The organism is Mesorhizobium vachelliae (genome assembly GCF_033977325.1).
GTDB lineage: Bacteria > Pseudomonadota > Alphaproteobacteria > Rhizobiales > Rhizobiaceae > Mesorhizobium > Mesorhizobium vachelliae.
Genome location: NZ_JAVIIR010000002.1, coordinates 556135 through 576921 on the forward strand (window position 1 = coordinate 556135; position 20787 = coordinate 576921).

The 20787-nt window shown below is 63.7% G+C and carries 21 protein-coding genes; 15 read left to right on the top strand and 6 right to left on the bottom strand.

The window, feature by feature from the left end; all coding sequences use genetic code 11:
- Window positions 1–4 precede the first annotated feature (4 nt).
- From RFM41_RS06255 to RFM41_RS06265, 3 genes are read left to right on the top strand one after another with little or no spacing between them, the layout of a single operon-like run.
- Window positions 5–958, top strand: coding sequence for an ABC transporter permease (locus tag RFM41_RS06255; protein WP_320246934.1), 954 nt, complete (start codon window positions 5–7; stop codon window positions 956–958).
- Window positions 955–1842 carry an ABC transporter permease gene (locus RFM41_RS06260; protein ID WP_320246310.1) on the top strand — a complete coding sequence of 296 codons (888 nt, stop codon included), beginning with the start codon at window positions 955–957 and terminating at the stop codon, window positions 1840–1842. Before RFM41_RS06255 ends, RFM41_RS06260 begins: the two co-directional genes overlap by 4 nt.
- Window positions 1835–3868: an ABC transporter ATP-binding protein gene (locus RFM41_RS06265; RefSeq protein ID WP_320246309.1), complete on the top strand. Its 2034-nt coding sequence runs from the start codon at window positions 1835–1837 to the stop codon at window positions 3866–3868. The genes RFM41_RS06260 and RFM41_RS06265 overlap by 8 nt, the downstream gene beginning before the upstream one ends.
- 37 nt (window positions 3869–3905) lie before the next feature.
- On the opposite strand, the gene RFM41_RS06270 is transcribed toward RFM41_RS06265, so the two are convergent.
- The gene (locus RFM41_RS06270) at window positions 3906–4880 is read right to left on the bottom strand and encodes a LysR family transcriptional regulator (protein ID WP_320246308.1); all 975 of its coding nucleotides are present in this window, start codon (window positions 4878–4880) and stop codon (window positions 3906–3908) included.
- A 130-nt stretch (window positions 4881–5010) separates the two neighbouring features.
- Here RFM41_RS06270 and RFM41_RS06275 point away from each other — a divergent pair, with 130 nt between their 5' ends.
- Both RFM41_RS06275 and RFM41_RS06280 read left to right on the top strand, forming a co-directional pair.
- On the top strand, window positions 5011–6669 hold the full coding sequence (locus RFM41_RS06275) for an ABC transporter substrate-binding protein (RefSeq protein ID WP_320246307.1): 1659 nt from the start codon (window positions 5011–5013) through the stop codon (window positions 6667–6669).
- Complete coding sequence (locus tag RFM41_RS06280) at window positions 6666–7562, top strand: DUF427 domain-containing protein (protein ID WP_320246306.1); 897 nt, start codon at window positions 6666–6668, stop codon at window positions 7560–7562. Before RFM41_RS06275 ends, RFM41_RS06280 begins: the two co-directional genes overlap by 4 nt.
- An 84-nt stretch (window positions 7563–7646) precedes the next feature.
- On the opposite strand, the gene RFM41_RS06285 is transcribed toward RFM41_RS06280, so the two are convergent.
- Entirely contained in the window at window positions 7647–9005 is a 1359-nt protein-coding gene (locus tag RFM41_RS06285; RefSeq protein ID WP_320246305.1) for a trimethylamine monooxygenase, read from the bottom strand.
- 260 nt (window positions 9006–9265) lie between these two features.
- Between RFM41_RS06285 and RFM41_RS06290 the strand changes: the two genes are divergently transcribed.
- Window positions 9266–9988 (top strand): helix-turn-helix domain-containing protein, encoded by a 723-nt coding sequence (locus RFM41_RS06290; RefSeq protein WP_320246304.1) that lies wholly within the window; start codon window positions 9266–9268, stop codon window positions 9986–9988.
- 198 nt (window positions 9989–10186) lie between these two features.
- Here RFM41_RS06290 and RFM41_RS06295 read toward each other — a convergent pair whose 3' ends face one another.
- The 4 genes from RFM41_RS06295 to RFM41_RS06310 all read right to left on the bottom strand — a co-directional run bounded on the left by RFM41_RS06295 (window position 10187) and on the right by RFM41_RS06310 (window position 14030).
- On the bottom strand, window positions 10187–11227 hold the full coding sequence (locus tag RFM41_RS06295; RefSeq protein ID WP_320246303.1) for a heme-dependent oxidative N-demethylase family protein: 1041 nt from the start codon (window positions 11225–11227) through the stop codon (window positions 10187–10189).
- 9 nt (window positions 11228–11236) lie between these two features.
- Window positions 11237–12202: a PDR/VanB family oxidoreductase gene (locus tag RFM41_RS06300; RefSeq protein WP_320246302.1), complete on the bottom strand. Its 966-nt coding sequence runs from the start codon at window positions 12200–12202 to the stop codon at window positions 11237–11239.
- Window positions 12199–12795 carry a dimethylamine monooxygenase subunit DmmA family protein gene (locus RFM41_RS06305; protein ID WP_320246301.1) on the bottom strand — a complete coding sequence of 199 codons (597 nt, stop codon included), beginning with the start codon at window positions 12793–12795 and terminating at the stop codon, window positions 12199–12201. Before RFM41_RS06305 ends, RFM41_RS06300 begins: the two co-directional genes overlap by 4 nt.
- 101 nt (window positions 12796–12896) lie before the next feature.
- Window positions 12897–14030, bottom strand: coding sequence for an aminomethyl transferase family protein (locus tag RFM41_RS06310; RefSeq protein WP_320246300.1), 1134 nt, complete (start codon window positions 14028–14030; stop codon window positions 12897–12899).
- A gap of 295 nt (window positions 14031–14325) precedes the next feature.
- Between RFM41_RS06310 and RFM41_RS06315 the strand changes: the two genes are divergently transcribed.
- From RFM41_RS06315 to RFM41_RS06355, 9 genes are all read left to right on the top strand, one after another.
- A complete protein-coding gene (locus RFM41_RS06315) occupies window positions 14326–14613 on the top strand; it encodes a hypothetical protein (RefSeq protein WP_320246299.1) in 288 nt (95 codons plus the stop codon).
- A gap of 10 nt (window positions 14614–14623) precedes the next feature.
- The gene (locus RFM41_RS06320; protein ID WP_320246298.1) at window positions 14624–15001 is read left to right on the top strand and encodes a hypothetical protein; all 378 of its coding nucleotides are present in this window, start codon (window positions 14624–14626) and stop codon (window positions 14999–15001) included.
- A 70-nt stretch (window positions 15002–15071) separates the two neighbouring features.
- Window positions 15072–15233, top strand: coding sequence for a hypothetical protein (locus RFM41_RS06325; protein WP_320246297.1), 162 nt, complete (start codon window positions 15072–15074; stop codon window positions 15231–15233).
- A gap of 12 nt (window positions 15234–15245) precedes the next feature.
- The gene (locus tag RFM41_RS06330) at window positions 15246–16652 is read left to right on the top strand and encodes an APC family permease (protein ID WP_320246296.1); all 1407 of its coding nucleotides are present in this window, start codon (window positions 15246–15248) and stop codon (window positions 16650–16652) included.
- Window positions 16653–16698: 46 nt separating this feature from the next.
- Window positions 16699–17388, top strand: a complete 690-nt coding sequence (locus RFM41_RS06335; RefSeq protein ID WP_320246295.1) for a hypothetical protein — start codon at window positions 16699–16701, stop codon at window positions 17386–17388.
- Window positions 17385–17714: a hypothetical protein gene (locus RFM41_RS06340; protein ID WP_320246294.1), complete on the top strand. Its 330-nt coding sequence runs from the start codon at window positions 17385–17387 to the stop codon at window positions 17712–17714. The genes RFM41_RS06335 and RFM41_RS06340 overlap by 4 nt, the downstream gene beginning before the upstream one ends.
- 86 nt (window positions 17715–17800) lie before the next feature.
- Window positions 17801–18697, top strand: a complete 897-nt coding sequence (locus RFM41_RS06345) for a class II glutamine amidotransferase (protein WP_320246293.1) — start codon at window positions 17801–17803, stop codon at window positions 18695–18697.
- A 19-nt stretch (window positions 18698–18716) separates the two neighbouring features.
- Window positions 18717–19448 (top strand): GltB/FmdC/FwdC-like GXGXG domain-containing protein, encoded by a 732-nt coding sequence (locus RFM41_RS06350; protein ID WP_488259987.1) that lies wholly within the window; start codon window positions 18717–18719, stop codon window positions 19446–19448.
- An 8-nt stretch (window positions 19449–19456) separates the two neighbouring features.
- The gene (locus RFM41_RS06355; RefSeq protein WP_320246291.1) at window positions 19457–20785 is read left to right on the top strand and encodes an FMN-binding glutamate synthase family protein; all 1329 of its coding nucleotides are present in this window, start codon (window positions 19457–19459) and stop codon (window positions 20783–20785) included.
- Window positions 20786–20787: the final 2 nt, after the last annotated feature.

The following is a 20787-nucleotide window of genomic DNA, read 5'->3' on the forward strand; positions in this document are numbered from 1 at the left end:
TGCCATTCTAGCTTTCCTCGTCCGGCGCCTGGCACTGTCGCTCGTCACGCTGTTTTTGCTCAGCGTCATGGTTTTCCTCGGCGGCCAGGTGCTGCCCGGCAATGTCGGGCGCGCCATTCTCGGGCCGTTTGCCGACCAGCGCGCGGTCGACGCGCTCAACCATTCGCTGGGCGTCGACCGGCCGCTGCTCGTGCAGTACGGAAGCTGGATCTGGAATTTCCTGCATGGCGACATGGGCACGTCCTATGTGTTCCGTGCGCCGGTGGCACCGTTCGTTATCGATGCGCTTGGCAATTCGATGAAGCTGGCGTTGGTCGCCTTCGTGCTGGTGGTGCCGATCGGCATCCTTGGCGGCGTGATCGCCGCGCTCAATTTCAACCGGCCGCTCGACCGCATCATCAGCCTCGGCGGCCTGTCGGTCACGGTGCTGCCCGAGTTCGTCACCGGCATCATCCTGATCCTGATCTTCGGGGTGTGGCTGCGCTGGCTGCCGATCGCCGCCGCCTGGCCCAAGGGCGCCGGCGCCCTCACCCAGCTCTACTACCTGATCCTGCCCTCGCTGCCGCTGTTCCTGGTGCTGTTCGGCTATATCGCGCGCATGGCGCGCTCCGGCATGATCGAGGCGCTCGATTCCGACTATACGCGCACCGCCGTGCTGAAAGGCCTGCCGTGGCGCACGGTGATCTGGCGCCATGTGCTGCGCAACGCGCTCTTGCCGACCATCACCGTGATCGCCACCCAGACCGGCTATCTCATCGGCGGCCTGGTCGTGATCGAGACGCTGTTCCGCTACCAGGGCATCGGCTCGCTGATCTTCACCGCCGCGCGCGGCAAGGATTTTCCGATGCTGGAGGCCGGCATCCTTACCATCGGCATCGTCTATGCGGTGGCGACCTTGATCGCCGACTTCCTCTATTCCGTGCTCAATCCACGTATCCGGCTGGGAGCAGAGCAATGAGCGCGACCGACACCCCCGCCACGCTGCCGGCGCCCGCGCCGGACACCGTACAGCGCAGCCCCTGGGGAGAGGTGCTGCATTCGCTCTCCAGGTCCGGCACTTTCCTCACCGGGCTCGGGATTGTCGTCTTCTGGATCGTCTGCGCCCTGTTCGGCCAGCATTTCGTTCCCTACGATCCGCTGGCAAGCGACATCATCGATGCGCTGACGCCGCCGGCGGCCGATCATTGGTTCGGCACCGACCAGCTCGGTCGCGACGTGTTCTCGCGCGTCATCGTCGGCTCGCGCGACATCCTCACCGTGGCGCCTTTAGCCACCATCCTTGCGACCATCGCCGGCACCGCGCTCGGACTGCTGATCGGTTACTTCCGGGGCATCGTCGACGACATCATCAGCCGGGTGCTCGAAGCCTTCATGGCGATTCCCGTGGTGATCATCGCGCTGCTCGCCATCGTCGCACTGGGCACCTCGAAGATCACTGTCATCGTCGTCATCGGCCTGAGCTTCGCGCCGATCATCGCGCGCACGGTGCGCTCGGCGGTGCTGGCCGAACGCGAGCTCGACTATGTGGCCGCGGCAAAGCTGCGCCACGAGGGCGCGCTGCACACGATGTTCGTCGAGATCCTGCCCAACGTGATCCCGCCGATCCTGGTCGAGACGACGGTGCGGCTGGGCTACGCCATCTTCGCCGTCGCCACCCTCTCCTTCATGGGCTTCGGCATACAGCCGCCCTCGCCCGACTGGGGCCTGTCGATCTCCTCCAATTACGGCATGATCGGCGGCGGCTTCTGGTGGACGGTGCTGTTCGATGCCCTGGCCATCGCCTCGCTGGTGATCGGCGTCAATTTGGTGGCCGACGGCGTGCATGGAGCGTTCAATGACTGACCCCAGCCAAGCAACCAATGCACTTGAGCTGAAGGACCTATCAGTCGCCTATCGCGTCGGCCGCCGCAACCGCGCGGTGCTGCGCAACGTCAACCTGACCATCAAGGCCGGCGAGGCCTATGGGCTGGTCGGCGAGTCCGGCTGCGGCAAATCCACCGTGGCGCTGTCGGTGGTGCGCTACCTGCCGCGCAACGGCTCGATCACCGGCGGCTCGATCGCGCTCGACGGCAAGGACGTCATGAAGCTCGACGCGGAAGCGCTGAGGCGCGCTCGCGCCGACAGCGTGTCCATGGTCTACCAGGATCCCGGCAAGGCGCTGAACCCGTCGCTGCGCATCGGCCGCCAGCTGACCGAGATCTTCGAACTGGCCGGCATCACCGGACAGGCGGCTGAAGACAAGGCGCTCGCCATGCTGAACCGCGTGCGCATCTCCGATCCGGCTAGCGTCATGCAGCGCTATCCGCACCAGCTTTCCGGCGGCATGCAGCAGCGCGTGGCGATCGCCATGGCTTTGGCCAACGACCCCTCGATGCTGATCCTCGACGAGCCGACCACCGGCCTCGACGCCACGGTCGAGGCCGAGGTGCTCGACCTGATCGGCCAGTTGCGGCGCGAGCTGTCGGCCTCGATTCTGTTCATCAGCCACAATCTCGCCGTCGTCTCCAACATGTGCGACCGCGTCGGCGTGCTGTATGCCGGCATGCTGGTCGAAGAGGGCTCGACCAAGGACGTCTTCAACGATCCGCGCCACCCCTACACGGTGGCGCTGCTGCGCTGCCTGCCGCGCGGCGGGCAGCGCAAGGACCAGGGCCGGCTCGACACCATCCCCGGCTTCCTGCCAGGCATCGGCGCCAACATCATCGGCTGCGCCTTCGCCGACCGCTGCGCTCTGGCCACCGAACGCTGCCGCGCCGAACCGCCGCCGCTCTACGAAGTTGGCGGCGGCCGACTGTCGCGCTGCCACTATCACGACAAGGCACAATCGCTGCCGCGCGCCACGCCCGCCGAGATCGCTGCCGTCTCACCGAAGCAGGCGCCGCCGGTGCTGCAGGTTGACGGGCTGAACAAGACCTATGCCAGCCACGGCCGTCCGCTGCGGGCGGTGAAGGACGTCTCGGTGAGCCTGAGGCCCGGCGAGACGTTGGGGCTGGTCGGCGAATCCGGCAGCGGCAAGACGACCTTCGCCAGGCTCCTGCTCGGCCTCGTCCCGCCCGACGACGGCGGCTCGATCGAGCTCGAAGGCAAGAAGCTGGCGCCACGGCTCGCCAGCCGCTCGGAAGACCAGGTCAAGGCGGTGCAGATCGTCTTCCAGAATCCGGACTCCGCGCTCAACCGCTCGCATTCGATCCGGCATATCCTCAGCCGCGCCCTGAAGCGGCTGGGCGGGCTCACCGGCAAGAAACTGGACACGAGGCTTGAGGAGCTGGTCCGCTCGGTGCGGCTCACCGACCGGCATCTCGCCGTCAAGCCACGCCAGCTTTCGGGCGGGCTGAAGCAGCGCGTGGCGATCGCGCGCGCCTTTGCCGGCGATCCGCGCATCGTGGTGTGCGACGAGCCGACCTCGGCGCTCGACGTCTCGGTGCAGGCGGCGATCCTCAATCTTCTCGCCGACCTGCAGTCGAGGCAGGATGTCTCCTACATCTTCATCTCGCACGACCTCGGCGTGGTGCGCTATCTCTCCGACAAGATCGCCGTGCTCTATCTCGGCCGCATCATGGAGTTCGGGCCATCGGAAGCGGTGTTCTCCGGCCCGCACCATCCCTACACCGAGGCATTGCTGTCGGCCGTGCCGAAGCTCGACCGGACCGAGAGCTCGCGCATCCGTCTCGACGGCGAAATCCCGAGCGCCGCCAACCCGCCGACGGGCTGCGTCTTCCACACGCGCTGCCCGCGCAAGATCGGCGCGATCTGCGAGACGCAGGAGCCCGAACTCACCGAGGCCCAGCCGGGCCACACAATCCGCTGCCATATTCCTTATGACGAACTGGCACGACTGCAAAAACCGAAGGCCGTGGAGCCGGCGTGATCAGAATGCCGCCGCGCCTAAAGCGCGTCGCGATCTTTCAGATTCGCTCCATGCGCTTTAGGTTTTTGATTTTACGCATGTCTTTATCCCGAAACCGGTTCCCACTTTCGGGAGACATGCTTGACATGCTGAAGGCGCGGTCGCTCTCCGCGAAAGCCTGATCGCTCGATAGGTTCCCGGCGAGCGTGCGCAGGCCGGTGAGCGCGATATCGAGGGCATCGGAAGAGGCCGGGTTCTCCGGATAGGCAAGATAGATCGGGCGCCGGAACACCGGCGTATCTTCGACGCGCTTCAGCTCGCCGCGTTGGATTTGGGTGCTGACGGCACTCAGCGGCAGATAGGCGGCCGCCTTCTGCGAAAGGACGTGCTGCAAGCCGATGAACACCAGCCCGGCCGAGATCGCCGGCTTCACCATGCCGGCAAAGGCGCGGTCGTGCTCGACGCGGAACTCCAGCCCCCAGTCCATCAGGATGTAATTATCCGTCCACAATCCGGGCTGCTCGGCGTGCTGGACGAGAACCACCTGATCGACGGCTAGAGTCTCATAGACGATGCCGGGATGCGGCTTGGGCAGATAGAGGATGCAGATGTCGAGCAGGCCTTCCGCCATCTGGTCGATCGCAAGGTCCGGGAAACTGCCTTCGAGCCGCAGCGCCACGCTCGGCCGCTTCGCCCGCATCCATTCGATCCAGGGCGAGGTGATGCTGTCCCAGAGATAGGCGGGCGCGGTGAGCCTCAGCAGCGTCTCGTAGCCATCGGGAACGGCGATGTCCTGGCGCGATTGCTCCCAGGTGCGGGTGATCGTCGAGGCATGCGGCAGGAATTGCCGGCCGGCCGGCGTCAGCGTGACGCCGTCGCTGTCGCGGACGAACAGCTTGCGCCCCAGTTGCTCCTCGAGGCCGCGAATGCGCGCGCTGACGGTCGACTGGGCAAGGTTCAGTCGGCTCGCCGCGACGGTGAAGCTGCCATGCGCCGCGACCTCCAGGAAACTGCGCAGATTCTCGGTATCCATAACCCCTGCCCCTCAATTCCGCTGCCATCGAAATTTTCGATGGCAGCGATCAAAAAATATCGCTTTGCGGTCGCGGTCAACAGTGGCCTAAATGCCAAAGCCCCCCCGCGACAAGACAAGGAATGCCGCCATGCCGAAGCATTTCAGGACGATCGACGCCGCTCGCAAAACGCTTAGCGCAATCGAAAATTCCGCTATCGACGAATTGCTCGCCGGCAGGATCGGCCGGCGCGAATTCCTGCGCCATGGCAGCATGCTCGGCCTGTCGTTGCCCTTTCTCGGCGGCATCGCCTCGGCGATTGGCCTCGGCGCTACGCAGGCGCGCGCCGAAGGTAAGCCCGGCGGCACGGTGCGCGCCGGCGTCGCCGTGCCCGGCGGTGCCATCGATCCTGTCACCTTCTATGACAGCGGCAGCTACCAGCTCGCTTTCCAGACGTCCGAGTTCCTGTGCGTGACGCAGCCCGACCTGACGCTGAAGCCGGCGCTGGCGGAAAGCTGGTCGCCCAATGCCGACGGCAGCGTGTGGACCTTCAAGCTGCGCAAGGGTGTGAAATTCCACAATGGCGAGGACTTCAAGGCCGACGACGTCGTGGCCACTTTCGACCGCCTTGCCGATCCGAGCGGCCCGTCCAACGCGCTGTCGGTGTTCAAGGGCCTCTTGTCGAAGGGCGGCACGCGCAAGGTCGACGACCACACCGTCGAATTCCATCTCGACGCGCCGAACGGCAGCTTCCCCTATTCCGTGTCGATCGACAATTACAACGCCGTCATCCTGCCGGCGAGCTACAAGGGCGACTACGAGAAGACCTTCGAAGGCACCGGTCCGTTCCGGCTCGAAAGCTACACGCCGAAGGTCGGCGCAAGCTTCGTGCGCAACCCCGATTATTGGGGCGAGAAGGCCCTGCCCGACCGGCTCGAGTTCAAGTTCTATGCCGATGTGCAGCCGCGGATTCTCGCGCTGCAGGCGGGCGAGGTCGACGTGCTCGACGCGATCCCGCTCGACGTCAGCCAGGTGGTGCTGGGCAATCCCGACATCACCGTGCTGCGCGTCGCCTCGACCGCGCATCGCCAGCTCCACATGCGCTGCGACATGGCGCCCTTCACCGACAAGCGCGTGCGCCAGGCGCTGGCCTTGTGCATCGACCGTTCCCAACTGGTCGACGGACTCTGCCGCGGCATGGCGGCCACCGGCAATGACAGCCCGTTCGCGCCGGCCTTCCCGGTCACCGACAAGTCGGTGCCGCAGCGCAACAAGGACATCGCCAAGGCCAAGCAGCTGATGGAGGCGGCGGGCCTGGCCAACGGCTTCGACATGACGCTGACGACGCTGCGCTATTCCGACATCCCGGGCTATGCGCAGCTCTTCCAGAACTTCGCCAAGGAGATCGGCGCGCGCATCTCGCTCAACATCGAGGACCAGGATAAATATTACGGCAAGGCGGTGTTCGGCCAGTCGGACTGGCTGGACAGCCCGCTCGGCATCACCGATTACGCGCATCGCAGCGTGCCGAACGTGTTCCTGAAAAGCCCGCTGGTCAGCGACGGCCCGTGGAACGCGGCGCATTTCAAGAACCCGACCTATGACGGGATAGTCAACAGCTATCTCAAGGCGCTCGACCTCGACTCCCAGCGCAAGGCCGCCTCCGACATCCAGAAGCTGCTGCTCGACGAGACGCCGGTGATCTTCAGCTATTTCCCCGACCTTCTGGTGCCGGTGCGCAAGAATGTCAGCGGCCTGCCGCCGATCGCCGCCGGCCTGTTGCTCGATCGTGTATCGGTGACGTCATGACCACGGTTGCGCGAAAGAACCCGGCGGCAAACGACGAGAAGAGGACGACGACCATTCGCAAGCCCCATCTGCGCGGCCGCGGGCCGCATTTCCCGGTGCTCGACACCATCGTGCAGTACGAGTTCGAGCCGGGCTATGTCGCCTTCACCATGCCCTCGCCGAAGCGGATCAGGGTACAGGTCGGGCCGATGATCGTCGCCGACACCACCAAGGCGCTGGTGTTCCAGGAGAGCGATCATCTGCCGGTCTACTACTTCCCGATGAGCGACGTGCGCGAGGAGTTCCTGCTGCCGAGCCGGACGACGACGGAAGACCCGTTCAAGGGTGTCGCCACGCATTACTCGCTGAACACCGGCATCACGCTGGTCGAGGACGGCGCCTGGCGCTACCTCAACCCCGTCAAGGGCTGTCCGCCGATCGCCGACTACATCTCCTTCTATTGGCCGAAGATGACCCACTGGTACGAAGAGGACGAGGAGATCTTCGTCCACGCCCGCGACCCGTTCCGCCGTGTCGACTGCCTGCCCTCGTCGCGGCGCGTGCAGGTGATCCTCGACGGCGAGCAGGTGGCCGATTCACGCCGCGGCGTGTTCCTGTTCGAGACCGGACACCCGGTGCGCCACTATCTGCCGATCTCGGATACGCGGCTCGATATGTTTACGCCCAGCCGCTACATCTCGCGCTGCCCCTACAAGGGCATCTCCAACTATTACCACGTGACGACGCCGAAGAAGCGGCACGAGAACCTCGTCTGGTACTATCCCGAGCCGGTGCACGAGGCCGAACGCATCAAGGGGCTGGTGTGCTTCCACCACGAGCTGGTCGACAAGATCCTGGTCGACGGGGTGGAAATCCCGAAGGAACCGACGGCGGCGTCGGACGGCTATTTCTGAGCGAAAGCTCGAAACGATCAAGGGGCAGTCCAACATATTGCTGGACGGCCCCTTCTGTTTGTGGCTACGCCGGAAAAGCGAGCGTCACTCGGCCGCCACGCCCTTCACCTCGAGATAGCTCTCCATGGAATCGTCCAGCGCCTGCAGCCACGGCGTGTGGTGCAACGGCGCCATGGTGCCGGTCATCAGTGAGCGGTAGGCATTGTCGCGGAAGGTCATGATGTTTTCCATCTTGTGATGCTCCCACTCCATGAAGGTGTGGTTGACCGCCTCGACGTCGAAGCCCGGATAGTCGGTCTGGTCCATCAGCTCCTTGGTGTAGTCGCCCTGGAACCAGATCATCTGCTCGGCATCCTCCAGCGTCTCCTCGCGGGCGCGCCACTTGGCGCTGTGCTCGGCCATCGCCTCGGCCGAGGGCAGCTTGATGCGGCCCATGATGACGTCGCGCGCGTACCAGGCCTGCGCGTCGAACATGTTGAAGGTGTAGAACTGGTCCTGCATGCCGATGTAGAAAAGCTTCGGGTTCTTCTCCCAGACGACGCCTTCATAGAGGTCGAGCGGCCACATGCGGTTGGCGGTCTTGAGCTTGAGGTCGTCGGTGAGGAAGGGGAAGGAATGCAAATAGCCGGTGCACAGGATGATGGCGTCGACGTCCTTGGTGGTGCCGTCCTTGAAATGCGCCGTCTTGCCGACGACTTTCTGCAGCAGCGGCACTTCCTTCCAGTTCTCCGGCCATTTGAAGCCCATCGGCTTGGAGCGGTAGCTGGAGGTGATCGATTTGGCGCCGTATTTGTAGCATTGCGAACCGATATCCTCGGCCGAATAGGAGCGGCCGATGATCAATATGTCCTTGCCCTTGAATTCCATCGCGTCGCGGAAATCATGGCTGTGCAGGATGCGGCCGTTGAAGGTGGGGAAGCCCTCGAAGAAGGGCACGTTGGGCACCGAGAAATGGCCCGACGCGACGACGACATTGTCGAACTCTTCCGAATAAGTCACGTCGTTGGTGCGGTCATGCGCGGTGACGGTGAATTTCTTCGTCTCGTCGGAATAGGTCACCATGCGCACCGGGCTGTTGAAGCGCACCCATTCGCGCAGGCCCGATTTCTCGACGCGGCCTTTGATGTAGTCCCACAGCACGGCGCGCGGCGGATAGGAGGCGATCGGCCGGCCAAAATGCTCCTCGAATGTGTAGTCGGCGAATTCGAGGCATTCCTTCGGGCCGTTCGACCAGAGATAGCGGTACATCGAGCCATGCACCGGATCGCCATGCTCGTCGAGGCCGGTGCGCCAGGTGTAGTTCCACAGGCCGCCCCAGTCGCTCTGCTTCTCGAAGCAGACGATTTCCGGGATCTCGGCACCCTTGTCGGCCGCCGATTTGAAGGCCCTCAGCTGCGCCAGGCCCGACGGTCCAGCTCCGATGACGGCGACACGAGATTTCATTGCGGGCCTCCTCTTTTTTGATTTCCCCAGCGAAACAAATTTCACTGACAGTGACAGTAATTGGGTCTTCGGTGCTGTCAACAAACATCTGTGGCAACGCGCTTTGCGTGAAACGGTTTTTCCGCGCAAACGCGGCGGCGGTCGCGTTGAAGCAATCGAGCCCTGCGACACACAATGGCTTGCCGTCGCGGTTGCGCTTCTGTATCGCCACCGAATATGTTCACCTTGAGTGAAATAAATCCGCGAGAGTCGGGGGCGACATGGCGAACAAGAATTCCGGTACCAGGTCCACCGATGCGGCACCGAAAGGCAAGGTGCCGCCGAAGCGCGTTTCGGCGGACGGGCGCACGATCCGCACGCCGCTGACGCAGAACCCGCACGCCATCCGCGACACGCGCGAGAAGGTGCTGGAAGTGGCGATCGGCCATGAGGTGCGCGCCTTCCGCAAGAAGCTCGGCATCACCGTCGCCGATCTCGCCGCGGCCACCGACATCTCTCTCGGCATGCTGTCGAAGATCGAGAACGGCATCACTTCGCCGTCGCTCACGACATTGCAGGCGCTGTCGCGGGCGCTGGGCGTTCCCGTGACCGCCTTCTTCCGCCGCTTCGAGGAAGAGCACAGCGCCGTCTTCGTCAAGGCCGGCGAAGGCGTCGATGTCGAGCGGCGCGGTACCCGCGCCGGCCATCAGTACAACCTGCTCGGCCATATTGGCGCCAACACCAGCGGCGTCGTGGTCGAGCCCTATCTCATCACGCTGACCGAGAATTCGGACGTCTTCCCAACCTTCCAGCATGCGGGCATGGAGTTCCTCTACATGCTCGAAGGCGAGGTCGTTTACCGGCACGGCAACAACCTCTATCCGATGAAGCCGGGCGACAGCCTGTTTTTCGACGCCGACGCGCCGCACGGGCCGGAAGAGCTGACGCAGCTGCCGATGCGGTATTTGTCGATTATTTGCTATCCGCAAAACAGCGCCGGGTGATTGGCTGATCTCCCCCCTCGTGGGGGAGATGTCCGGCAGGACAGAGGGGAGCGCTGTCCCGCCAGCTTATCAGGTGATAGCGGTCGCAACATCTCAGATGTTGTTTGTCTTTCGGCTGGACGGGCAAGGTTTGCGTTCCTTCGCGCCCCCCTTTGCCCTGCCGGGCATCTCCCCCACAAGGGGGGAGATTGGCAGCTTCTAATCAGGCCCAAACCCCGAACTCGTCGGGCTGCCGTCGTCGAGCTTCGACAGCCATTCCACCAGCGTCGGCCTGTACCGTGTCAGACCCTTGTAGGTGGCGAGCTCTTCCGGCAGGTCGCGGATGACGCGGTGCAGGCGGCGCGCCCATTTCGGCTGCGTGACCAGCTCGTCCATCTTGATCAGGTAGCAGCGGATCGGGAAGACGATGCCGTTGGAGCGCGGCAGCCGCCAGAAGCTTTGCAATTCGACGCGCAGATGCACCTTGTCGCCAACATTCTCGGGCGTGACGGTGGCGCGGTCCGGACCCCATTTGTGATAATTCTCAGGACTGGTGTCGAGGCGCGGATTGATGGTCATCGTCCAGTTGAGGCGCCTGGCCGGCTTGCCCTGCTGGATGTTTGTGAGGAATTTCAGCGCGCGCGTGAAGATGCCCTTCTCATGCGCCAACGGCACCGGCGCGTGCCATTCGAAGAAGTTCATGCCGATGTCGAAATCGAGCGACCAGTCGGCCTGGGTGGTGACCATGCCGGCATCCATCCACAGATTGCCGTCGCGCTGGTCGAGGATGCAGAAGTCGCCCTGGCTCTGCCGGGTGATGTATTCCATCGGACCATAGGGCAGCGTCGAGGTGTCGCCAAAGGTGAAGGTGTCGTCGATGCCGAGCGGACGGTTGATCCAGCGCCAGCGGTCGCCGTTCCGCTCCAGGGTGAAATGCTCGGGATAGCCCAGCGCCTGCTGTTCCATCAGAAGCTCGAGCAGGTCCCAGCCGGCTAAGGTCATATGCGGCAGCGACTGGCAGCGCAGCGGATCCTCGGCCAGCACCAGCGCGCGGTCCTGCATCTCGGCGACATAGTGCTCGTCGACGTCGATCAGGTTTTCCAGCACGCTACCTTTCGGCCCGACGACATGCGGCTCGATGTTGACCGCGTACATGTAGGCGTCTTCGTTAAACGGGAACGGAAAGCGCCGGATGTGCTCCGGGCTGTTCCTGAAGGTGTAGTCGTCGCGAAAGGTTTCCTTGCGAAAGGTGATGCCCATTGCCGCCTCCTATCTTTCCAGGACCAACGACTTGCCCTCGAAGCGCGAGACGCAAGGCATGATCTTGCAGCCGGAACGGTGGTCTTCCTCGCTCAGCCAGTGATCGTTGTGGATGAACTTGCCCTCGGAGGAGATCACATTGGTCTCGCACTGGCCGCAGACGCCGCCGCGGCAGAGATAAGGCGGATCGACGCCGGCGGCTTCGATGGCCTCGAGCAGGCTCTGCTGCTCGCCGACGCGGATCGTCTTGCCGCTGACGGCCAAGGTCACGTCGAAAGGCGCACCGGGCTGCGGCGCCGCGAAATGCTCGAAATGCACGGTTTCCGGCGGCCAGCCGAGCGCCGCTGCGCGATCGCGCACCCAGTTGATCATGCCGGCCGGACCGCAGACATAGAGATGCGTGCCGAGCGGCTGCGAGGACAACAGCTTATCGAGATCGATGCGTTCCTCGCGGTCGTCGTGATAGAGCCTGACCCGGTTGCCGTAGCGCTGCTGCAAGACATCGGCATAGGTGCCAAGCGACGCTGTGCGGCAGGTGTAGTGCAATTCGAAATTGCCGCCGGCGCCCGCCAACTGCGACGTCTGCGCCATGAAGGGCGTGATGCCGATGCCGCCGGCCAGCATCAAATGCTTCTTCGCCCTGAGGTCGAGCGAGAACAAATTGACCGGATAGCTGATCACCATCTCCAGGCCGGGCTTGACCTGCCGGTGCATGAAGAGCGAACCGCCGCGGCCGACATCGTCGCGCCGGATCGAAATCGTGTATTCGCGCGTGTCGAGCGGCGAGCCCATCAGCGAATAGGGATTGAGCCGGGTGCGGTCGCCGTCGCGCATCTCGACCACGACATGGGCGCCGCCGGAAAATGTCGGCAGCAGCTCGCCGTCGCGGCGGCGGAAATGGAAGCGGGTGACCAGATCGTTGACGGGGACGACGTCGCTGACGACGACGTCGAGCTTGGTGGTGCCGGTGCTCATCGGAAGATCTCCTCCATCGGAGGAATCTCGGAGCGATCCTCGGCGTTGATGCACACCCCCTGGAAGGCGGCGAGGCGCCGCGAATAGTGATCGCGCACCAGAAGCAGCAGGCCGCAATGCGAGCAGAGCGCCGGCTGCGTGGTCACATTCTCGGTGATGCCCTTGCAGTGCACGCACTGCATGCGCCGCGCCAGCGAGCCGCGATGCTCGGTCTCAATGGAGGTGTGGTCGATGCCGGCTTCGAGCGCGGCCTGCATCGCCTGGCCGATCAGGCCCTCGGTTCCAGTGAGATAGAGGCGCAACCCCATATGGGCGTTGGTCAGCGTTTGTCTCAGCCGCGGCAGCAGGCTGGCGAAGGAAGGTGCAGTATGGAGTTGCGCGGGCTTCAGCGCTTCGAGGGCCGCGACATGCTTGCCCTCCGGTCCCGGAATGAAGACGATTTCCGCGCTGTCGAAAAAGCCGGACGGAGCCTTGCCGGCCATGTCGGTGATCGCCAGCGCGCCTTCGGCGTCGGCGATGAAAAGATGATGCTTGCCGGGCTGTGGAGACAAGGTTCCGTAAATGGGCCGGCTGATGATCGTCTTGGCTGCCATTCTCTCTAGATCAGTTGGAGCATGATCTTTTCCGAAAACCGGTTCCCACTTTTCGGGATCATGCTCTGGTGCCTCGAATTCCCTCCCCCGTCGTTGATGCCTCAGCCCTTGGCGGTGCGCTTGGTCTTCTTCGGATCGTCGAACGGCAAGGGCTGCGCCGTCGCCTTGATCGCGCCGCTCCTGTTGCGGATCTCGAGCTTGGTGTCCTTGACCGCGCAGTCGACGTCGAGACGGGCGATGCCCATCGATTTCTCGACCAGCGGCGAATACATTGCGCAGGTCACCACGCCGACCTTTTTGCCGTCGCGATAGACGGGCGCGCCTTCATCCGCCGGCTCCTTGCCGTCGAGCAGCACGCCGTAGATCTTGAAGCGCTCCTTGCCCTTCAGGCGGTAGTGCTCCTCAGCGCCGCGGAAGCCGGTCTTGCCGGGGCTGACGGTGAAGTCGAGGCCGAGCTCCCACAGCGTGTCGCCGGGGCCTTCGTTCTCGAACGGATATTTCTGGGAATTGTCGTAGGGATAAAACAGCAGGTAGCTCTCGACGCGCAGCATGTCGAGCGTGGTGAAGCGGCAAGGAATGATCCCGGCGCTCTTGCCCTCCTCGAGGATCCTGTCCCAGATCGTGCCGGCATCCTGGCCGCGGCAGAAGACCTCGTAGCCGCGCTCGCCGGTGTAGCCGGTGCGCGAAATCATCACCGGGAATCCGAAGAGCTGCGTCTGCATGTGATGGAAGTAGTTGAGGTCGCGAATGCCCGGCACATGCTTGGCGAGATAGTCGACCGCGGTCGGGCCTTGCAGCGAAAGATCATGCAGATTGTCGTCGAAACGCAGCGAGACATCGCGGCCCATCGCCGCCCGCTGCAGTTCCTCGTGGCCGGTGCCCGAGCCGTGCACGACCATCCAGGAATTCGGGCTGATGCGGTAGAGGATGCAGTCGTCGGTGAATTTTCCGGCCTCGTTCAGCATGCAGGCATAGGCCGACTTGCCGGGATAGATCTTCTCCACGTCGCGCGTCGTGGCGAGATCGATCAAATGCGAGGCATGCGGCCCGGTGATGTGGACCTTCTTCAGGCCGGAGACGTCCATCAGCCCGGCCTTGGTGCGGATCGCGATATATTCCTCGTCGGCGTCCTTGTCGTAGGTCCAGGCGGTGCCCATGCCGCTCCAGTCCTCGAGTTTCGAGCCGAGCGCGCGGTGGCGGTCCGCCAGGGTCGAGAATCTCCAGGATGCCGTCATCCGATCGTCCTCCGTGCAATCTAGGTCGCTTTAAGCGGTTGCTGTTCCCTGCTCCTGCTTGGTGGCGGAGCTTGCGCGAATATTGACCGCAAACGGCGAAGCCCTGCAATCCCCTTGAAGCAAATAATTTCATTGTCAGGCAAATTTCTTGCCCGGGGACAAATGGTTCACGATGCGTAAATCCGGCTTGACAATCTCGGAATTCGGGCGGAACTTATGAAAAAAATTTCACTCTGTTGAAAGAGTGGACGCCCGGTCGATTTCGGGGCCGGACGTCGCCAGAAGGGGAAAACCGATGTCCGACCTGCAGCAGCGCATCGAAGCGCTGTACCGCTCCGACGTGCGTGGTTCCATGCTCCTGATCGTCTGCCTTTGGGCGACGATCCTCTTCGTCCTCCTGATGACATGGCCACATATTCCGCATGGCGGGATCAAGCTCGTGGTGGCGATCGCGGCCGCCGCAGTGCTGATCTTCAACACCGCCGCCATCCTCGCCATGCTCAACCACTACAAGGAAGACAAGGACTTCATCTACGGGCTCGACATCAAGAACGCCGACGCCGCCCGCAACCGTCAATCCTGAGGGAGAAACCATGGCCCGCTATATCCCGCCGGAGCAGAACAAGGCCGGACAGATCCTCGACATCGCGGTCGTTGTGGTCGCCATTTTCGTGGCGCTCTGGCTGCCGCTGAAGCTCGGCCTCGCCGGAGCGGCGAAGTCGATCGACCCGCTCGACGCCAAGACCTGGGACGCGCTCGGCCAGAACGCCACCATGGCCTCGATCTGGGAGAAGCTCGGCTACACGCCGGAGACGGCGCACGACATCATCCAGAACCGCTTCCACTACATCATCGACTGGCCGACGCTGATCATCATGGCGATCGTGCTGATCGCCTATTTCGTCTTCCTGTTCCGCGCCTCCGACAAGGAATATCGCGAGGTCATCAACGAGAAGTTCGACAAGAAATAGATTTCGACGACAAAAGAGACTTTCGACGACAAAGAGTCTTTTGACGACAAAAGAGCCTGGGGAAAACATCATGTGGATGGGACTGTCTTACGTTTGCTGGGCCATCTCGGTCGTGCTTGCGGCATGGATGCTCTACGACTGGTTCAAGGTCGACACGACCTATTCCGAGGCCGTGCTGACATCCTCGCGCGAAGGCGAGCTTGAGGCCGTTTCCGAAAAACACCGGATCTGAGTGGGGACTGACATGACGGCCGCGGTTGAGACGGGACAAACAACGACAATCCATGGCGACAGGGTCTCGCTGCTCCGGGTGCTCGGCCCGGCGCACGTGTGGGCGCTGGGCGTCGGCATCGTGCTGGTCGGCGAGTTCACCGGCTGGAATTTCTCCGCCGACAAGGGCGGCGCGCTCGCGGCGCTGATCGTGTGCTGGGTCGTCGGGCTGCTCTACACATCGGTCGCCATGATCGACTCGGAGGTGACATCCACCGTCGCCGCCGCCGGCGGCCAATACGCGCAGGCCAAGCACATCGTCGGGCCGCTGATGGCCTTCAACGTGGCGCTGTTCCTGGTGTTCGCCTACACCATGCTCGAAGTGTCGGACGCGATCCTGCTCGGCGACACCATCGTCGCCAAGGCCGGCGTCGAAGGGCTGACGCACAATTCCTTCATCGCCGCCACCATCGTGGTGCTCGCCTGGCTCAATTATCGCGGCGTGCTGATGACGCTCAACGTCAATTTCGTCATCACCGCGATCGCCTATGTCTCGATCGTCATCCTGTTCTTCTCCGTCAGTCCGTGGACGCAAGGCGCGGTGCTGAAGCTCAACGAGCTGGTCACTCCCGCCAATGCGCTGCCCTATGGCTGGATCGGCGTCATTGCCGCCTTCCAGTTCGGCATCTGGTATTATCTCGGCATCGAGGGCACGACCCAGGCCGCCGAGGAAGTGCGCTCGCCAGCGCGCTCCCTGCCTTACGGCACCATGGCCGGCATGATCACGCTTTTGATCGCCGCCGCGATGACCTGGTACGTCTGCGCCTCGCTGATGCCCTGGGAATATCTCGGCATCACCTATTACCCGCTGTGGGACGCCGGCAAATTGACCGGCAGCCCGGTGCTGGAAAACCTGCTGTTCATCGCGACGCTGCTGGCAGCGCTTGCCTCGGCCAATGGCTGCATCAACGACGCGGCGCGCGCCTGGTTCTCGCTCGGCCGCGACCGCTATCTGCCAAGCTGGTTCTCGGCGGTGCATCCGAAGTATCGCACGCCCTATCGTTCGATCCTGTTCCTGCTGCCGATCGCGCTGGCCTTCGCCTTCATCGCCGACCTCAACCAGGCGATCACCTTCTCGATCCTGTCGGGCGTGCTGCAATACACCTTCATGAGCATCAACATCATGATGTTCCGCCGGAAATGGCCGCTTGGCACGATCCGCCGCGGCTACACGCACCCCTTCCATCCGCTGCCGGCGATCGTCCTGTTCTGCCTGTGCATGGTGACGTTCTTTGCCATCTTCCTCGGCTTCGGCTCGCAGCTGATCGCGATGACGGTTTTCTATTTCTTGATCTCGCTTTGGTTCCACTTCTACCGCTACAAGTTCGTGCGGCGCGGCGACCAGTTCTCCATGCCGTGGCCGAAGCCGCAGGGTTATTGAGTGGAGTAAGGGCCCGCCTGTTCACGGCGGGCCATGGCGTATCGAAATGTCGGAACTAACGTCAGTACTGCTTGCCGGGGCGATCGCATTAGGGGTCGCCGGCCATATTGCCTGGCTGGCGCGGGCGGGCCGCAACAGGGCGAAGGCGGCTTTGGCCGCCGACATGGCGGGCGTCCGCAGCGTCGTTGCCGACGCCACCGACATTTCCGACGGCACGGCCGGCGTCGTCACCTGGGCCGGCTCCTGGAACGGTCAGCGCGTTCAGCTGCGGACCATTGTCGACACGCTGGCGACACGAAAGCTGCCGACGCGCTGGCTTAGCGTTTCGATCACCGAGCCGGTCGCGGTGCCCGGTGTCTTCGACATGATGATGCGGCCGAATTCGGCGACGACATTCTCCAATTTCGACCATCTTGAGTACACGCTGCCGAAGGTGCTCGGCTTTCCCGCCGACGCGGTGCTGAAGACGGACCGCAGAGGCGTCGCCTTCCCGCAGGATCTGATCGCCGCGCATACAGACATCTTCGCCGAAAGCCGCGCCAAGGAATTGCTGATCACGCCAAAGGGCGTGCGCATCGTGTGGCTGCTGGCCGAGGCCGAGCGCGCGCGCTATGGCGTGTTCCGGCAGGCCGCGTTCGGCGATGCCAGGATCGATCCCGCCTTGATCGAGCGGTTGCTCGAAGCGGCCTCGACGCTTCGCCAAGCCATCAACCGGCGCGAAAGGCGGGCCGCATGAGCGACGGAACCGCAACCCCTGCTCCGATAAATCCCTATCTCGTGCTCGGCGCGGCGATGGTCTTGCCGGCAAGCGGCCATGTCATGCTCGGCGTGCCGGCGCGCGGGTTGCAATTCCTGTTCTTCATGGTGATCCTTGGCTGGATAACGACCAAGCTGGCGCCGGCCGACGCCAGCTTCATCGGCCGCCATGCCGGCGGTTTCCTGATCTATGCCTTCTCGATCCTCGACGCCTACAGGATCGCGCGCATCCGCCATGCGATCTGGGTTCACAAGGCGCGCCCGGACGGCGATAGTGCCGAGGGCAATGCGCCGTCAAATTTGTAACCACAGGAAAATTTTTTTCATACCAATTGAATTCGGCTCACTCATTGGGTACATCATCTGAGAGCCAAAAAACGTCGGAGGCTGGCATGTGCGGAATCGTCGGACTTTTCTTGAAGGACAAGGCGCTGGAGCCGAAGCTCGGCGCCATGCTGTCGGAGATGCTGGTGTCGCTCAGCGACCGCGGACCGGACAGCGCCGGCATCGCCATCTACGGCGCGGCCACCGGCAATGAAGCCAAGATCACCGTGCAGTCGCCGAAGCCCGATCGCGATTTCCGCGGCCTCGACGCCGAACTTGCCAAGGCGATCGGCGCGCCGGTCAGCGTCGCGGTCAAGTCCACGCATGCGGTGATCCGGACCACGCCGGACAAGGTAGACGCCGCGCGCGAGGCGCTGCAGACGCTGCGGCCCGACATCCGCATCATGGGCGCCGGCGAGGCAGTGGAGATCTACAAGGAAGTCGGCCTGCCCGAAGCCGTCGTCGACCGCTTCGGCGTGCGCGCCATGACCGGCACGCATGGCATCGGCCATACCCGCATGGCGACGGAATCGGCTGTCACCACGATGGGCGCGCACCCCTTCTCGACCGGCGCCGACCAGTGCCTGGTGCACAATGGCTCGCTCTCCAACCACAACAATGTGCGGCGCGAGCTGATCCGCGACGGCATGACCTTCGAGACCGAGAACGACACCGAAGTGGCGGCAGCCTATCTCTCCAACCGGATGGCGCATGGCAAGAATCTCGGCGAGGCGCTGGAAGGCACGCTCTCCGACCTCGACGGCTTCTTCACCTTCGTCGTCGGCACCAAGAACGGCTTCGGCGTGGTGCGCGATCCGATCGCCTGCAAGCCGGCCGTGATGGCCGAGACCGACCAGTATGTCGCCTTCGGTTCGGAATATCGCGCGCTGACCAAGCTGCCCGGCATCGATAATGCGCGAGTCTGGGAGCCCGAGCCCGCAACCGTTTATTTCTGGGAGCATTGAGCTAATGCCGGCAACCCCAATGTCGAAGGTCGAGCGCGAGCAAGGCCATGCCCACAGTCAGGCATCACGCGTCTTCGACCTGTCCGAACAGTCGCTGCGCGAATTGAACCAGGCGCTGCACCAGCTCACGCCCGGCTCGAACGAGACCGCCTGGGAGGTGCTCAACCCGAAGGGCAGTCATTCGGTCGCCGTCGGCGTCGACCAGCCGGTCTCGATCAATGTGCGCGGCAGCGTCGGCTATTACTGCGCCGGCATGAATGACGGCGCGACGATCACCGTGCATGGCTCGGCAGGCCCCGGCGTCGGCGAGAACATGATGTCGGGCTCGATTGTCATCAAGGGCGATGCCAGCCAATATGCCGGCGCCACCGGCCGCGGCGGGCTGCTCGTCATCGAAGGCAATGCCTCGTCGCGCTGCGGCATCTCGATGAAGGGCATCGATATCGTCGTGCACGGCAATATCGGCCACATGTCGGCCTTCATGGCGCAGTCCGGGAATCTCGTGGTGCTGGGCGATGCCGGCGACGCGCTGGGCGATTCCATCTACGAGGCGCGGCTCTTCGTGCGCGGCAAGGTCGAGAGCCTCGGCGCCGACTGCATCGCCAAGGAAATGCGGCCCGAGCATATCGAATTGCTGCAGGGCCTGCTCGACAAGGCCGGCGTCACCGGCGTCAAGGCGTCGGAGTTCAAGCGCTACGGTTCGGCCCGCAAACTCTACAATTTCAACATCGACAACGCCGACGCGTATTGAGGACAGAAATGGCCTATCACAATCCTCCCACGACGCCGCGCAAATCCGCGACCTTCGACGACTACACGCTGTCCGAAATCCGCCGCGCGGCGGCGACCGGCATCTATGACATCCGCGGCGCCGGCGCCAAGCGCAAGCTGCCGCATTTTGACGACCTCCTGTTCCTCGGCGCCTCGATCTCGCGCTATCCGCTCGAAGGGTACCGCGAGCGCTGCGACACGAATGTGGTGCTGGGCTCGCGCCACGCCAAAAAGCCGATCGAGCTGAAGATCCCGATCACCATTGCCGGCATGAGCTTCGGCTCGCTCTCCGGCCCGGCCAAGGAGGCGCTCGGACGCGGCGCCACGCTTTCCGGCACCTCGACCACGACCGGCGACGGCGGCATGACCGAAGAAGAGCGCGGCCATTCGAAGACGCTGGTCTATCAGTACCTGCCCTCGCGCTACGGCATGAATCCGCGCGACCTGCGCCGCGCCGACGCGATCGAAGTGGTCGTCGGCCAGGGCGCCAAGCCCGGCGGCGGCGGCATGCTGCTGGGACAGAAGATTTCCGACCGCGTCGCCGAGATGCGCACGCTGCCCAAGGGCATCGACCAGCGCTCGGCCTCTCGCCATCCCGACTGGACCGGGCCGGACGATCTCGAGATCAAGATCCTCGAGCTGCGCGAGATCACTGACTGGGAAAAGCCGATCTACGTCAAGGTCGGCGGTGCTCGGCCCTATTACGACACCGCGCTCGCGGTGAAGGCCGGCGCCGACGTCGTCGTGGTCGACGGCATGCAGGGAGGCACCGCCGCCACCCAGGAAGTGTTCATCGAGAATGTCGGCCAGCCGACGCTTGCCTGCATCAGGCCGGCGGTGCAGGCGCTGCAGGACCTCGGCATGCACCGCAAGGTGCAGTTGATCGTCTCCGGCGGCATCCGCAACGGCGCCGATGTCGCCAAGGCGCTGGCGCTCGGCGTCGACGCGGTGTCGATCGGCACGGCCGCGCTCGTCGCGCTGGGCGACAACGATCCGCGCTGGGAGGCGGAGTATAATGCGCTCGGCACCACGGCCGGCGCCTATGACGATTGGCATGAGGGCCGCGACCCGGCCGGCATCACCACGCAGGACCCCGAGCTGATGAAGCGGGTCGACCCGATCGCGGCCGGACGGCGGCTGGCGAACTACCTTAAGGTGATGACGCTGGAGGCGCAAACGATTGCCCGCGCCTGCGGCAAGAACAGCCTGCACAATCTAGAGCCCGAGGATCTCGTCGCGCTCTCGATCGAAGCCGCCGCGATGGCTGGGGTGCCTTTGGCCGGCACCAACTGGATACCGGGGAAGAACGGCTTCTAAGA

Bases quoted from the DNA above. Each gene is read 5' to 3' on its own strand.
- RFM41_RS06260 (WP_320246310.1), top strand. From the start codon at position 955: ATGAGCGCGACCGACACCCCCGCCACGCTGCCGGCGCCCGCGCCGGAC.
- RFM41_RS06265 (WP_320246309.1), top strand. From the start codon at position 1,835: ATGACTGACCCCAGCCAAGCAACCAATGCACTTGAGCTGAAGGACCTA.
- RFM41_RS06270 (WP_320246308.1), bottom strand. From the start codon at position 4,880: ATGGATACCGAGAATCTGCGCAGTTTCCTGGAGGTCGCGGCGCATGGC.
- RFM41_RS06275 (WP_320246307.1), top strand. From the start codon at position 5,011: ATGCCGAAGCATTTCAGGACGATCGACGCCGCTCGCAAAACGCTTAGC.
- RFM41_RS06280 (WP_320246306.1), top strand. From the start codon at position 6,666: ATGACCACGGTTGCGCGAAAGAACCCGGCGGCAAACGACGAGAAGAGG.
- RFM41_RS06285 (WP_320246305.1), bottom strand. From the start codon at position 9,005: ATGAAATCTCGTGTCGCCGTCATCGGAGCTGGACCGTCGGGCCTGGCG.
- RFM41_RS06290 (WP_320246304.1), top strand. From the start codon at position 9,266: ATGGCGAACAAGAATTCCGGTACCAGGTCCACCGATGCGGCACCGAAA.
- RFM41_RS06295 (WP_320246303.1), bottom strand. From the start codon at position 11,227: ATGGGCATCACCTTTCGCAAGGAAACCTTTCGCGACGACTACACCTTC.
- RFM41_RS06300 (WP_320246302.1), bottom strand. From the start codon at position 12,202: ATGAGCACCGGCACCACCAAGCTCGACGTCGTCGTCAGCGACGTCGTC.
- RFM41_RS06305 (WP_320246301.1), bottom strand. From the start codon at position 12,795: ATGGCAGCCAAGACGATCATCAGCCGGCCCATTTACGGAACCTTGTCT.
- RFM41_RS06310 (WP_320246300.1), bottom strand. From the start codon at position 14,030: ATGACGGCATCCTGGAGATTCTCGACCCTGGCGGACCGCCACCGCGCG.
- RFM41_RS06315 (WP_320246299.1), top strand. From the start codon at position 14,326: ATGTCCGACCTGCAGCAGCGCATCGAAGCGCTGTACCGCTCCGACGTG.
- RFM41_RS06320 (WP_320246298.1), top strand. From the start codon at position 14,624: ATGGCCCGCTATATCCCGCCGGAGCAGAACAAGGCCGGACAGATCCTC.
- RFM41_RS06325 (WP_320246297.1), top strand. From the start codon at position 15,072: ATGTGGATGGGACTGTCTTACGTTTGCTGGGCCATCTCGGTCGTGCTT.
- RFM41_RS06330 (WP_320246296.1), top strand. From the start codon at position 15,246: ATGACGGCCGCGGTTGAGACGGGACAAACAACGACAATCCATGGCGAC.
- RFM41_RS06335 (WP_320246295.1), top strand. From the start codon at position 16,699: ATGTCGGAACTAACGTCAGTACTGCTTGCCGGGGCGATCGCATTAGGG.
- RFM41_RS06340 (WP_320246294.1), top strand. From the start codon at position 17,385: ATGAGCGACGGAACCGCAACCCCTGCTCCGATAAATCCCTATCTCGTG.
- RFM41_RS06345 (WP_320246293.1), top strand. From the start codon at position 17,801: ATGTGCGGAATCGTCGGACTTTTCTTGAAGGACAAGGCGCTGGAGCCG.
- RFM41_RS06350 (WP_488259987.1), top strand. From the start codon at position 18,717: ATGTCGAAGGTCGAGCGCGAGCAAGGCCATGCCCACAGTCAGGCATCA.
- RFM41_RS06355 (WP_320246291.1), top strand. From the start codon at position 19,457: ATGGCCTATCACAATCCTCCCACGACGCCGCGCAAATCCGCGACCTTC.